Annotated in this window: 12 protein-coding genes and 1 riboswitch; of the genes, 10 read left to right on the top strand and 2 right to left on the bottom strand. The window is 70.6% G+C overall.

What is annotated here, in order from left to right; genetic code table 11:
• Positions 1 to 39: 39 nt before the first annotated feature.
• Positions 40 to 1,446, bottom strand: a complete 1,407-nt coding sequence (locus tag G3I54_RS28325; RefSeq protein WP_164618458.1) for a trehalose-6-phosphate synthase — start codon at positions 1,444 to 1,446, stop codon at positions 40 to 42.
• 95 nt (positions 1,447 to 1,541) lie between these two features.
• Positions 1,542 to 2,492: a glucosyl-3-phosphoglycerate synthase gene (locus G3I54_RS28320; protein WP_164618591.1), complete on the bottom strand. Its 951-nt coding sequence runs from the start codon at positions 2,490 to 2,492 to the stop codon at positions 1,542 to 1,544.
• A gap of 153 nt (positions 2,493 to 2,645) precedes the next feature.
• A riboswitch (SAM riboswitch) is annotated at positions 2,646 to 2,773 on the top strand.
• 18 nt (positions 2,774 to 2,791) lie between these two features.
• Here G3I54_RS28320 and thrC point away from each other — a divergent pair.
• The 10 genes from thrC (at position 2,792) to G3I54_RS28270 (ending at position 13,039) form a co-directional block, all read left to right on the top strand.
• Positions 2,792 to 4,087, top strand: coding sequence for a threonine synthase (gene thrC / locus G3I54_RS28315; RefSeq protein WP_164618456.1), 1,296 nt, complete (start codon positions 2,792 to 2,794; stop codon positions 4,085 to 4,087).
• 35 nt (positions 4,088 to 4,122) lie between these two features.
• Entirely contained in the window at positions 4,123 to 4,401 is a 279-nt protein-coding gene (locus G3I54_RS28310; protein ID WP_003967347.1) for a MoaD/ThiS family protein, read from the top strand.
• A gap of 445 nt (positions 4,402 to 4,846) precedes the next feature.
• Positions 4,847 to 5,053 (top strand): cold-shock protein, encoded by a 207-nt coding sequence (locus G3I54_RS28305; RefSeq protein ID WP_003967346.1) that lies wholly within the window; start codon positions 4,847 to 4,849, stop codon positions 5,051 to 5,053.
• A gap of 388 nt (positions 5,054 to 5,441) precedes the next feature.
• Positions 5,442 to 7,064 carry a chaperonin GroEL gene (gene groL / locus G3I54_RS28300; RefSeq protein ID WP_003967345.1) on the top strand — a complete coding sequence of 541 codons (1,623 nt, stop codon included), beginning with the start codon at positions 5,442 to 5,444 and terminating at the stop codon, positions 7,062 to 7,064.
• Between the two features lie 231 nt (positions 7,065 to 7,295).
• A complete protein-coding gene (locus G3I54_RS28295; RefSeq protein ID WP_239144614.1) occupies positions 7,296 to 7,775 on the top strand; it encodes a hypothetical protein in 480 nt (159 codons plus the stop codon).
• Between the two features lie 502 nt (positions 7,776 to 8,277).
• Positions 8,278 to 8,400: a keywimysin-related RiPP gene (locus G3I54_RS28290; RefSeq protein WP_018511015.1), complete on the top strand. Its 123-nt coding sequence runs from the start codon at positions 8,278 to 8,280 to the stop codon at positions 8,398 to 8,400.
• A gap of 50 nt (positions 8,401 to 8,450) precedes the next feature.
• Positions 8,451 to 10,460, top strand: a complete 2,010-nt coding sequence (locus tag G3I54_RS28285; protein WP_164618454.1) for an asparagine synthase-related protein — start codon at positions 8,451 to 8,453, stop codon at positions 10,458 to 10,460.
• On the top strand, positions 10,457 to 10,708 hold the full coding sequence (locus G3I54_RS28280) for a lasso peptide biosynthesis PqqD family chaperone (RefSeq protein ID WP_164618452.1): 252 nt from the start codon (positions 10,457 to 10,459) through the stop codon (positions 10,706 to 10,708). Before G3I54_RS28285 ends, G3I54_RS28280 begins: the two co-directional genes overlap by 4 nt.
• Positions 10,705 to 11,241: a lasso peptide biosynthesis B2 protein gene (locus G3I54_RS28275; RefSeq protein ID WP_164618450.1), complete on the top strand. Its 537-nt coding sequence runs from the start codon at positions 10,705 to 10,707 to the stop codon at positions 11,239 to 11,241. The genes G3I54_RS28280 and G3I54_RS28275 overlap by 4 nt, the downstream gene beginning before the upstream one ends.
• Positions 11,150 to 13,039 (top strand): ABC transporter ATP-binding protein, encoded by a 1,890-nt coding sequence (locus G3I54_RS28270; RefSeq protein WP_239144613.1) that lies wholly within the window; start codon positions 11,150 to 11,152, stop codon positions 13,037 to 13,039. The genes G3I54_RS28275 and G3I54_RS28270 overlap by 92 nt, the downstream gene beginning before the upstream one ends.
• Positions 13,040 to 13,062 lie beyond the last annotated feature (23 nt).

Below are 13,062 nucleotides of genomic sequence, written 5' to 3'. Positions count from 1 at the left end.
GCAGCGGCGGACCCGACCCGAGCCGGTTCAGGGGCCGGCTCACACCTGTCGCAGCGCCTCCAGCTGGTCCAGGAACCACTGCTGCGGCGGCAGCGCGGTCGCCGCCTCGGCCAGTCGCTTCGTCCGGCCGGACCGCTCGTCGCCGCTCATCGTCAGCGCCTCGTGCAGGGCCTCCGCCGTGCCCGTCACGTCGTACGGGTTCACCACGATCGCGTCCTCGCCCAGCTCCTCGTACGCCCCGGCCTCCCGCGACAGCACCAGCGCGCAGCCGTGGTCGGAGACGACGGGGATCTCCTTGGCGACCAGGTTCATACCGTCGCGGATCGGGTTGACCAGCGCCACGTCCGCCAGCCGGTACGCGGCCAGCGAGCGGGCGAAGTCGTCCTTGACGTGGAGGACGACCGGGGTCCAACTCTCCGTGCCGTACGACGCGTTGATCTCCGTGGCCAGAGTCTGCACCGCCGCCGTGTAGTCCCGGTAGACGGCGAGGTCCTGGCGGGAGGGGTAGGCGAAGGCGATGTGCACGACGCGCTCGCGCCATTCCGGGTGGGCGTCCAGCAGGGTCCGGTACGCGTGCAGGCCGCGCACGATGTTCTTGGACAGCTCGGTCCGGTCCACCCGGACGATGGTCTTCCTGTCCTCGCCCACCTGCTCCCGCAGCGCCGCCATCCGCTCGTCCACGTCCGCCTCGTGCGAGCGCCGGCGCAGGAAGTCCGCGTCGGCCCCGAGGCCGTGCACCCCGACCCTGGTCCGGCCGGTTCCGCCCAGGATCTCCGTACAGCAGCCGATGAACGCGTCCGCCCAGCGGCGGGTGTGGAACGCGGCCCGGTCCGCGCCGAGGATGCCGCGCAGCAACTGCTCGGCGATGTCGTCGGGCAGCAGCCGGAAGTAGTCGACGGGTGCCCACGGGGTGTGGCAGAAGTGGCCGATCCTGAGGTCCGGGCGCAGCTCGCGGAGCATGCCGGGCACCAGGGACAGGTGGTAGTCCTGCACGAGGACCGCCGCCCCGGGGCCCGCCTCCTCGGCCAGCGCCTCGGCGAAGGCCCGGTTGTACGTCTCGTACGAGGCCCACAGGCGGCGGAACTCGGCGTCGAAGACCGGCTCGACGGGCGTCTGGTAGAGCAGGTGGTGGACGAACCACAGCACCGAGTTGGCGATGCCGTTGTACGCGTCGGCGTGGATGCCGGCGTCGATGTCGAGCATCCGCACGCCCTCCTCGCCGACCCCGCGCCGCACCGCCTCGCGGTCGCCGTCGCCGAGGGCCGCGCAGACCCACAGCTTGTCGTCGACGGTGTTCAGCCCGGAGACGAGACCGCCCCCGCCGCGCTTGGCGTCGAGCGTCCCGTCCTCGCCGAGCGTGTACGAGACCGGGCCGCGGTTGGACGCGACGAGGACCTGGGCGGTGGCGGCGGCTGCGGACGTGGGTTCGGCGTGCTCGGAGACCATGTAGCGGAACCTAGCCCGTCAGGGAAGCCGCCAAACGCCTCAGCGCTCCATGCGGCCTCCGCGACCCCGTATCCGCGACCCCGTATCCGCGCCCCTCACGCCGCGTGGCGCTCCGCGTACTCCGCGATCTCCCGCATCGGCGGCCGCTCCTCCGTGTCGACCGCATGGGTACGGGGCACGAAGCCCTCCTCGCCGCGCTCGAACTGGGTCAGCGCGGGCCGCACCAGATGGCCCCGGGAGAGCCGCAGCTGCGCCGTGCGGTAGATCGCCGCCGCCATCCGGCCCAGCGCCTGCCCGTCCTGGTGGCGGTGTTTGCGGACGCCGACGTCGACCTGGCCCAGCGCGTCCAGGCCCACCGTGTGCAGCGCGTCGACCAGCAGGCCCAGCTCCACTCCGTAACCGACCGGGAACGGCAGCCGCTCCAGCAGGGACCGCCGTACCGCGTACTCGCCGCCCAGCGGCTGCACGAATCCGGCCAGCTGCGGCCAGTGCAGATTGAGCAGCGGGCGTGCCACCAGTTCGGTGACCCGACCACCCTGACCTGCGCTGTCGCCGAGCGGTCGGTCATACATCGCCTTGACGAACTGGACGGCCGGATCGGTGAGCAGCGGTCCGACCGTGCCCGAGACGAAGTCCGCCGAGAAGTCCTTGAGGTCGGCGTCCACGAAGCAGACGATCTCGCCGCCGGTCACCAGGAGCGACCGCCACAGCACCTCGCCCTTGCCGGGCAGGGCCGGGATCCGGGGCAGGATCGCGTCCCGGTGGACCACCCGGGCGCCCGCCGCCCGGGCCACGGCGGCGGTGGCGTCGGTGGAGCCGGAGTCGATCACCACGAGCTCGTCGACCAGCCGGACCTTCTCCATCAGCTCCCGGCGGATCGTCGCCACGATCGCGCCGACCGTGGCCTCCTCGTTCAGCGCGGGCAGCACGACGCTCACCGACGTACGGTGCGGATCGGCGTCCCGGGCGTCGGTGAGCCGGTTCAGCGGGCGGTCGCCGGACGACCAGGAACGCCTGGTCAGCCAGCGTTCCACCTCTTCGAGCACGGTCGGCACTCCCTGTGTGTGATCCATCTCGCGGTTCGGACGACTATCTCAACGGTCCGATGCTTCGGTTACAGTCTTGAACAACGCGTATGGCCGTCGCATGTCGGGGTCGGACCGCACATAAACGCCTGGATCGAAGATCCAGCGCCATAGAGCTCATCCAGAGGGACTGAGGGAACGGCCCGTTGAAGTCCCGGCAACCCTCCTGCCGACCGCGAGGTCACGGTGGGGAAGGTGCCAATTCCGTCTTGTGGCGAAATGCGTCGCAAGGAAGATGAGGAGAAAGGGCCTCCGCCATCATGGCTGTTCAGACCGTTGCAGGTAATGCCACCACCGCCCCCGTGGACCTCGGTCCCGCCGCGGCGCTTTCCTGCCGCGAGTGCGGCGAGCGTTTCGAGCTCGGCCCCCTTTTCGCCTGTGCGTCCTGTTTCGGACCGCTGGAAGTGGCCTACGACCTGCCCACCGGCTCCCCGGAGGAGCTGCGGAAGCGCATCGAGGCCGGTCCGAACAACATCTGGCGTTACGCACCGCTGCTGCCGGTGCCCTCCGACGTCGCGGAGAAGCCCAACATCAACCCCGGCTTCACCAAGCTGGTCAAGGCCGACAACCTCGCCCGTGAGCTGGGCGTCACCGGCGGCCTGTACGTGAAGGACGACTCCGGCAACCCGACGCACTCCTTCAAGGACCGCGTCGTCGCGATCGCCGTCGAGGCCGCCCGCGCCTTCGGCTTCACCACCCTCTCCTGCTCCTCCACGGGCAACCTGGCCGGAGCCGTCGGCGCCGCCGCCGCCCGGGCCGGACTGCGCTCCTGCGTGTTCATCCCGCACGACCTGGAGCAGGGCAAGGTCGTCATGGCCGCGGTGTACGGCGGTGAACTGGTCGGCATCGAGGGCAATTACGACGACGTCAACCGCTTCTGCTCCGAGCTCATCGGCGACCCGCTCGGCGAGGGCTGGGGCTTCGTCAACGTCAACCTCCGCCCGTACTACGGCGAGGGCTCCAAGACGCTGGCGTACGAGATCTGCGAGCAGCTCGGCTGGCGGCTGCCCGACCAGATCGTCATCCCGATCGCGTCCGGCTCCCAGCTCACGAAGATCGACAAGGGGCTCCAGGAGCTGATCAAGCTCGGCCTCGTCGAGGACAAGCCCTACAAGATCTTCGGCGCCCAGGCCGAGGGCTGCTCCCCGGTCTCCGCCGCCTTCAAGGCCGGCCACGACGTCGTACGGCCCCAGAAGCCGAACACCATCGCCAAGTCGCTGGCCATCGGCAACCCGGCCGACGGCCCGTACGTCCTGGACATCGCCCGCCGCACCGGCGGCGCGGTGGAGGACGTGAACGACGAGCAGGTCGTCGACGCGATCAAGCTGCTGGCGCGCACCGAGGGCATCTTCGGCGAGACGGCGGGCGGGGTGACGCTCGGTGTGACGAAGAAGCTGATCGAGGCCGGCGTCATCGACCCGACGCTCACCACGGTCGTCCTGAACACCGGCGACGGGCTCAAGACGCTCGACGCGGTCTCCGCGACCTCGCAGGCCACGGCGACCATCAAGCCGAGCCTGGACGCGTTCCGCGCCGCGGGCCTCGCCTCCGCCTGACCACCCCCGACAGCAGGAAGAGAAGGGCACCCACCATGAGCGTCAAGGTCCGCATCCCCACCATCCTCCGCACGTACACGGGCGGCCAGGCCGAGGTCCCGGCGGAGGGCGCGAAGCTCTCCGAGGTCATCGAGTCCCTGGAGAAGGACCACCCGGGCATCGCCGCCCGCGTCCTGGACGACCAGGGCAAGCTGCGCCGCTTCGTGAACGTGTACGTCAACGACGACGACGTGCGCTTCGAGGGCGGCCTGGACGCGGCCACGCCGGACGGCGCGGGCGTCTCGATCATCCCCGCGGTCGCCGGCGGCTGCTGAACCGCCCGGGGCCGCTCCACGGCGGCCTCCACCGCACCTCTGTGTGACCACAGTTGCCCCCTCCGCGAGAGAAGCGGAGGGGGCAATTCTGCATGGTTGAGCACGGTACAGTTGGGGAAGCCCCATCCGCTGCCCGTGCCGCCCGCATATGAGAATGCGCCCGGCCCCGATAAGAAGCAGCCAAAGTGCGTGAACCTCTTGCGGCATAAGTGCCCTTTGCCTGGCCCGACTTGCCCGTAAATCTCAGCAAACCCGCATATTCGCGTGTTCTCCCGCGCCCAGAATTCTCGTCCGACTGACCTGTTGCAGAGGGCAGTTGGGCGGATACATTCGGCCGCGGTCGACGCGCTGCGGCGCCGCACACCCTCTCCTGTCGGAGGGTGAGTTCCGACCCGGGTCCGCGAAGTGCGGTCCCGTGCAAGGGCCAGTAATAGGGGAGTTAGGCATGGCTCAGGGCACCGTCAAGTGGTTCAACGCGGAGAAGGGGTACGGCTTCATCGCGGTCGACGGTGGTGCGGATGTTTTCGTCCACTACAGCGCGATCCAGATGGACGGGTACCGCACCCTCGAAGAGGGTCAGCGAGTTGAATTCGAGATCTCGCAGGGCCAGAAGGGGCCCCAGGCCGACATGGTCAAGCTCGCCGTCGGCTGAGCTCGGCGCGGTCGTCCGACGACACCACTCACGCACGTAGGGCCCGAACCCCGGATCAGGGGTTCGGGCCCTACGCGCGTCCGGTGGCCCGGTCCGGTGGCCGGTGGCCCGGCCCGGGGGGCGCGCCGCCGACCCGTATCCGGGGCGCGCCGCCGTCCACATCCGATGGCCGCCGCTGTCCACATCCGACGAGGGACGCTTGCACTCGCAGGGGTCGAGTGCTAATCATTGGCATTAGCACTCTCCAGGTGAGAGTGACAGAAACTTGGACCGGGCCGGTGAGGCCCGCAGGCGCGGTGGGGCAAGGAACCACCACGCAGGCAGGCCGTCCGTCGCGGGCGCCTCTCGGTCCGGAGAAATCCACCCCTGTCCGGGAGGACCACTTCACATGGCCAAGATCATCGCGTTCGACGAGGAGGCACGGCGCGGTCTCGAGCGCGGGATGAACCAGCTCGCCGACGCCGTCAAGGTCACCCTCGGCCCCAAGGGCCGTAACGTCGTCCTCGAGAAGAAGTGGGGCGCGCCCACGATCACCAACGATGGTGTTTCCATCGCCAAGGAGATCGAGCTCGAGGACCCGTACGAGAAGATCGGTGCGGAGCTGGTCAAGGAGGTCGCCAAGAAGACGGACGACGTCGCCGGCGACGGTACGACCACCGCCACCGTTCTGGCTCAGGCTCTCGTCCGCGAGGGTCTGCGCAACGTCGCCGCAGGCGCCAACCCGATGGCCCTCAAGCGGGGCATCGAGAAGGCCGTCGAGGCCGTCTCCGCCGCTCTGCTGGAGCAGGCCAAGGACGTGGAGACCAAGGAGCAGATCGCTTCGACCGCCTCCATCTCCGCCGCCGACACCGAGATCGGCGCCAAGATCGCCGAGGCGATGGACAAGGTCGGCAAGGAAGGCGTCATCACCGTCGAGGAGTCCCAGACCTTCGGTCTGGAGCTTGAGCTCACCGAGGGTATGCGCTTCGACAAGGGCTACATCTCGGCGTACTTCGCGACCGACATGGAGCGTATGGAGGCGTCGCTCGACGACCCGTACATCCTGATCGTCAACTCGAAGATCGGCAGCGTCAAGGACCTGATCCCGCTGCTGGAGAAGGTCATGCAGTCGGGCAAGCCCCTGCTGATCATCGCCGAGGACGTCGAGGGCGAGGCGCTCTCCACCCTGGTCGTCAACAAGATCAAGGGCACGTTCAAGTCCGTCGCCGTCAAGGCTCCGGGCTTCGGCGACCGCCGCAAGGCCATGCTCGCGGACATCGCCATCCTCACCGGTGGCACCGTGATCTCCGAGGAGGTCGGTCTCAAGCTGGAGAACGCCGGCCTGGACCTGCTCGGCCGTGCCCGCAAGGTCGTCATCACCAAGGACGAGACGACGATCGTCGACGGCGCCGGTGACAGCGACCAGGTTCAGGGTCGCGTCAACCAGATCCGTGCCGAGATCGAGAACTCCGACTCGGACTACGACCGCGAGAAGCTCCAGGAGCGTCTGGCGAAGCTGGCCGGCGGCGTGGCCGTCATCAAGGCTGGCGCCGCCACCGAGGTGGAGCTCAAGGAGCGCAAGCACCGCATCGAGGACGCGGTGCGCAACGCCAAGGCCGCCGTCGAGGAGGGCATCGTCGCCGGTGGTGGCGTGGCTCTGCTCCAGGCCTCGGCCGTCTTCGAGAAGCTCGACCTCACGGGCGACGAGGCGACCGGCGCCAACGCCGTGAAGCTCGCGCTGGAGGCCCCGCTCAAGCAGATCGCCGTCAACGGTGGTCTCGAGGGTGGCGTCGTCGTGGAGAAGGTCCGCAACCTGCCGATCGGTCACGGCCTCAACGCCGCGACCGGCGAGTACGTCGACATGATCGCCGAGGGCATTCTCGACCCGGCGAAGGTCACGCGCTCCGCTCTGCAGAACGCCGCCTCCATCGCCGCGCTCTTCCTCACCACCGAGGCCGTCATCGCCGACAAGCCCGAGAAGGCCGGCGCGGCCGCTCCGGGCGGCATGCCGGGCGGTGACATGGACTTCTGATCAGCCACGGAGGCCCCGGCCTCCCCGTCTGATCCGAAGCTCCGCGTACGTCCCCGTACGTTCGCAGTACGTCCCACAGGGGCGGTATCTCCTTCACGGAGGTGCCGCCCCTGTGGCGTTCCCGGCCGCACTGGAAGAATGCGCCGGGGACCGGTCGTACGGGAACGGGGTACGGGAATGGGGTACGCGGCCGGTCGGGCCGGTCGTACGTGAACGGGGGACGGGGACGGTATGACGAAGGACTGGAAGGGGGCCTCGTTCGTTCTGGGCGGGGCCGTGCTGTTCGCGCTGGGGCTGTTCGTCGTGGTGACCGGGACAGGGCTCTCAGGCGCCCTCGGCATGCGGGTCGAGACCTTCGGCCGGATCGACTGCCACGACACGCGTACGAAGAAGGGGCAGACCGTCTGGCACTGCTTCGGCGAGACCCCGGCCCAGCAGCGCGCCAACAAGGCGGAGCGCGAACGAGTGGCCCGGGAGGCGCTGCGCGCCCACGTGGACGGCGTGCCCCGGTCGGCGGAGATCAGGCGCACCAGGATCCTCTTCGCCGACCACGACGGCCGCACCGACCCCGAAAACGTCACCGCGACCCAGGTGTTCGACGGCGGACGGTGGTACGCCCACTCCTCGACGGTCGTCGGCTACGGCATGATCCCGCTGCTGCTGGGCGCGGGCACGGCGGCCTGGGGCGGCTACCGGCTGCGTCGGCGGTAGGCGTGTGGCCGAATGCGTACTTGTAGCGCCCGGTGCCGTGCTGCACCGCGCGTTTTCCCGGTTTCGACGATGCCGGTGGCGCGTCGGCGACCCGTGAGGTAGGGCGGGTGTGCGGGCTGCCGGGCCCTCGCCTGCCGTGGTTCCTTCATTCCGCCGGATGCGGCCGGCTCTCTTGGCAGCTCACTGCCCGGTCCGGCCGCCGCGTACAGCCATTGGTCCAGTCCACTTCGCTGTCCTGGCGGGTGGGTGTGCGACTGCACATGGTGCGGGTTCGGAGTGCCTGAGCGCGGTGAGGAGCCCTGGAGTGGCCCGGGTCCCGGGCCCGGACCCTCGCGCTATCCAGCCAACTTCGCACGGTAAGTCGGAATCATGCGTACCGGATCGGCAGCGGGACATGATGGCTCTGGTGTTCACGTGGTGAACACCAGTCGCACGAATAACTTCAGTTATGCAGCCGCCAGTTGGGCATAACGGTCGTCAACCGCACAGATGGGAAGGTGTCATGAAGCAGCAGAAGAAGGCTTACGTGAAGCCGTCGCTCTTCAAGCAGGGCGACTTTTCGAAGAAGACCGCCGGTTATTTCTACGGCTCGTACAAGGAGTACTGGGTCCGCCGCATCATCTGATCCGGCCCCCGGCTTTCTGTGCGTCGTATGAGAACTTCCGGAAGGTGAACATGCCCGGCCAACTGCGTGACTACTTCGTCGTCCTGCCGGACAGCGCGGCGGGAGCGGCGGTGGCCGGGCAACTTCCTCCGGCGGCGGGCGGGACGCCGGTGGTCGCCCACGCGTCCGGGCGGCCCTGGGTCCTCGCCCGCCCGCTGGTCCGCGAGGTGAGCCACCTCCGCCGGGGCGACGACGCCCTCGTGCTCATCGGCCCGGACCGGGTGCCCGAGGCCGTGCTCTCCGGCCTCCTGGAGGGGGCCCGTGACCGGGCCGGCCTGGAACGCCGCCTCGCCCGGCTGCCCGGCCTCCACCATGTGATCGCCCGGCTCTCCGGCGAGACCTGGATCCGGGGCACCGCCTCCGGGCTGCGCCGGATCTACCACGCCCGGCACCCGGAGGCCGGAACCATCGCATCCGACCGCCCCGCCGTCCTCGCCCGCCTGATCGGCGCACCCCTGGACGACGGCGCGCTGGCGCTGCGCATGCTCGACTTCCTGCCGCACCCCCTGAGCCGCCGCGTCGTGTGGCGCGGCGTGCACGAGACCGGCGCCGGGTACGGCCTGGCCCTGCCCGTCGCAGCACCGGGCACGGCCGCCGTCCCCGGCCCCATGGAGCACCGCTGGTGGGAGCCGCCGCCCGCCGAACTCTCCCTGGCCGAAGGGGCCCGGGCACTCGGTGACGCCGTCGCCGCCTCCGTACGGGCCCACGTCGGCGGCCTGGACCGGATCAGCTGCGAGCTGTCCGGCGGCATGGACTCCACGGCCCTCACCTTCGCCGCCCGCGAGACCGGCCCCGCCGAACTCTCCCTGCTCACCGTCGCCGCCCGCGACCGCTACAGCGAGGACGAGACCTGGGCACGAAGAGCGGTGGAGGCGGCACGTGGTGGTGAGGGGGCGCGCGGCGGCGCGGCGGCGCGAGGCGCTGGTGGGAAGCGGGACAGCGACGTGGCTCGTACGCGCGATGCGGGACGGAAGGGCGGCGGCTCCACAGGCCTGGACCACCACATCATCCCCGCCGACGACGCCCCCTACTTCTACGCCGATCTCGCCGCCACCGCCGCCGAGTTGAACGACGAACCGCTCCCCGTCGCCCCCGGCCGGGCCCGCGCGCACCTGCTCCTGAGCCGCGCCCACGCCACCGGCTCGCGCTACCACCTCACCGGCTACGGCGGCGACGAACTCTTCCTCGGCCTGCCCCACGCCTACCAGGACCTCTTCCACGGCAACCCGCTCACCGCCTGGAACCACCTCTCCGGCCTGCGCCACCAGCTCGGCTGGCCGCTCCTGCCCACGCTGAAGGCCCTGCTGAACCGCTCCACGTTCTCCCGCTGGCTCGCCGGCGCGGTCACCGCCGAACCCCAGCCGGTCACCCGTACCCCGCTGCTCTCCTGGGGCGTACGGCAGTCGCTGCGCCCGTGGTTCACCGACCACGCGAACGCCCTGATCACCGAGGAGTTCCGGGCGGCCGCCGCCGAGCACGCCGATCCGATCGACCCGTGGCGCGGACGGCACGTCGACATCGACGCCGTACGGATGGGGGCCCGGCACTTCCAGGCGATGGAGGACATCGGCATGACGATCGGGCTGCCGGTCGCCGCGCCCTTCTACGACGACCGGGTCCTGGAGGCGACCCTCGCCGTACGCCTGGCGGAGCGCATCAGCCCGTGGCGCTACAAGCCGTTGCTCGTCGAGGCGATGCGCGGTGTGGTCCCGGACGCGCTGTTGGCCCGCACGACGAAGGACCACATGTCCTCCGACGAACACCAGGGCCTGCGCCGACACGCCCCGGAGCTGGCCGACTTGTGGACCGGATCCCGGCTCGCCGAACGCGGCCTGGTCGACTCCCGCCACCTTCTCCGGCTGGCCGCCGAACCCTTCTCACCGGTCCTGGTCGAGCACTCCATCAGCTCTACCGTGGCCGGCGAGACCTGGCTCCGCACCGCCGAGAACGCCTGGCCGACGCCGACACCGACATCGTCGTCACCCCACCGCACCTCCACGACCAGCGAGGCAACCCTGTGAAGCTCAGAAAAGGCATCGCCGTCACGACCACCGAGTACGGCGGCGTCCTCCTCGACGAAAAGGACGGCAGCTACTGGCAGTTGAACGACACCAGCGTCATCATCGTCGACACCCTCGCCGCCGGACACACCCCCGACATCGCCGTGGAGCGGATCCTCGCCGCGTTCGACGTCGAGCGTGCCGAGGCGGAGTCGGACGTCGCGGAACTGACCCGGCAGCTCGTCGACGCGAAGATCCTGCGCCCATGACCACCGAGATGACGATGCCGCGCCGGGGCGCGGGAGCGGGCGGGGTGCGGCTGCGCACGGCCATCGCCGCCGCGTTCGTCCTGGCCCGCCTGAAGCCCGGACGGCTGCGCCGGGTGCTGGCCGGGTGCGCCCGGGGCGCGCGCCCGGCCTCGTACGCGGAGACGCTGGAGGTGCTGGAGGCGGTCGTCGCCACCAGCCGCCGCTGCGCGAGCCGTTACGGCTGCCTGCCCCGCTCGGTCGCCGTCGCCCTGGCCTGCCGGATGTCCGGCGTCTGGCCCGACTGGTGCGCGGGCGTGCGCTCGGCGCCGCCGTTCTCCCCGCATGCTTGGCTTCAGGCGGAGGGCCGTACGGTCGGGGAGCAGGCGGAACCGGCGGATCTGCGTCCCTTGATGGTGGTGACGGCGACGGCGGCGGCGGTCGCGGCAGGCGGAGGGGCACGGAATGAGCGCGGTGTCGGAGACGACGGGGACGACGGGGACGACGGATCCGGAAGCGGATTCGGATTCGGAAGCGGAAGCGGGCAGAGGGCCTGAGGCCGCGGGGATACCGGCTGCGGGGCCGGGGCCCGTCGGCGAGCCGACACGGCCAGGCCCGTCCCCCCTCCGCCTCCTCCTCGCCCGGGTCCGCCCCCACCGGGGCGTGCTGATCCGCGCGGGCGTCCTCTCGCTCACCGGCTCCGCGGCCGGCCTGGCGATGCCGCTGATGGCGAAGTACGCCGTCGACGCGTTCGCCGCCGACCGCTCGCCCGTGGCCCCGCTCGTCGCGCTGACCGCCCTCGTACTCGCCGGGGCCTGCCTCTCCGCGTACGGGCGCTACCTCATGGCCCGCACGGGAGAAGGCGTGGTCCTCCGCGCCCGCGACCAACTCGTGGGCCGCATCATGCGGTTGCAGGTACCGGCGGTGGACCGCCTCACCCCCGGCGACCTCCAGTCCCGGGTGACCAGCGACACCACCCTCCTTCGGACGGTCCTGTCCAGCGGCCTGGTCGAGTCGTTCAACAGTGTGCTGATGCTGCTGGGAACGATCGCGTTCATGGCGTACATGGACGTGACGCTGCTGGGCGTGACGCTGGTCGTCATCATCGGCATCGGAGCCGTAACCTCCTTGCTCATGCCGCGCATTCAGCGCGCTCAGCTCCGCGCGCAGGAGTCCGTCGGGGCGATGGGCGCGGCCCTGGACCGCGTGCTTCAGGCGTTCCGTACGGTCAAGGCGAGCGGTGCCGAGGAGCGGGAGACGACGGCGGTCGCGGCGGCGGCCCGGCACGCGCACGACCGGGGCGTCTCGGTGGCGAAGTGGTCCTCGGTCTCCGACGTCACGATGATGATGTCGATCCAACTGGCCTTCCTGGCCGTGCTGGGCGTCGGCGGAGCGCGGGTGGCGTCGGGCTCGCTGGAGATCTCCTCCCTGATCGCGTTCCTGCTCTACCTCTTCTACCTGATGGGCCCGATCGGCGGCCTGGTCGAGGGCTGGACGGGCTTGCAGAGCGGCCTCGCGGCGGTGCGCAGGATCGACGAGGTGGAGTCGCTGCCAGGTGAGACCTCCACCGGACCCGCCCCCGGCCCCGGGTCCGTACGGGGGGAGGGCACCCCGCTCGGGGTCGCTTTCCAGGACGTGACCTTCGGGTACGGGGACGAGCGCGCCCCCGCCCACAAGGGGGTGACGTTCGACGTTCCGGCCGGTGGACTCGTCGCGCTGGTGGGCCCGTCCGGGGCGGGCAAGTCGACGGTGTTCAGCCTGCTGGAACGGTTCTACGACCACGACACCGGCGTCATCACCGTGGACGGCCGGGACATCCGCGACTGGCCGCTGGCCGAGCTGCGCGCCTCGCTCGCGTACGTGGAACAGGACGCCCCGGTCCTGGCCGGGACCCTCCGCGAGAACCTCCTCTTCGCCGCCCCGGAGGCGGAGGAGAAGGCGCTGACGGCGGCGGTGGCCCGTACCCGCCTGGACACCCTGGTCGACCGGCTGCCGGACGGGCTGGACACGGCGGTCGGCCACCGGGGCGTCACGCTCTCCGGCGGCGAACGCCAGCGGATCGCCATCGCCCGCGCCCTGCTGCGCCGCCCCCGCCTGCTCCTCCTCGACGAGGTGACCTCGCAACTGGACGCGGTCAACGAGCAGGCGCTGCGCGATGTCATCCTCGAAATGGCCGAGCAGACCACGGTGTTGGTCATCGCGCACCGCCTGTCCACGGTCCGTCATGCCGACCGGATCGTGGTCCTGGAGGGGGGCCGGGTCCGTACGGCGGGTACGCACGAGGAGTTGATCGCCGGGGACGACCTGTACCGCGAGCTGGCGACGACGCAACTGGCAGCGGATGCCGCGCGATGACGGTTCGGCGGCGAATGCCATGA

Source organism: Streptomyces sp. SID14515, from assembly GCF_010548505.1.
Taxonomy (GTDB): domain Bacteria; phylum Actinomycetota; class Actinomycetes; order Streptomycetales; family Streptomycetaceae; genus Streptomyces; species Streptomyces caviscabies.
This window is presented reverse-complemented; position numbering and strand designations above follow the sequence as displayed.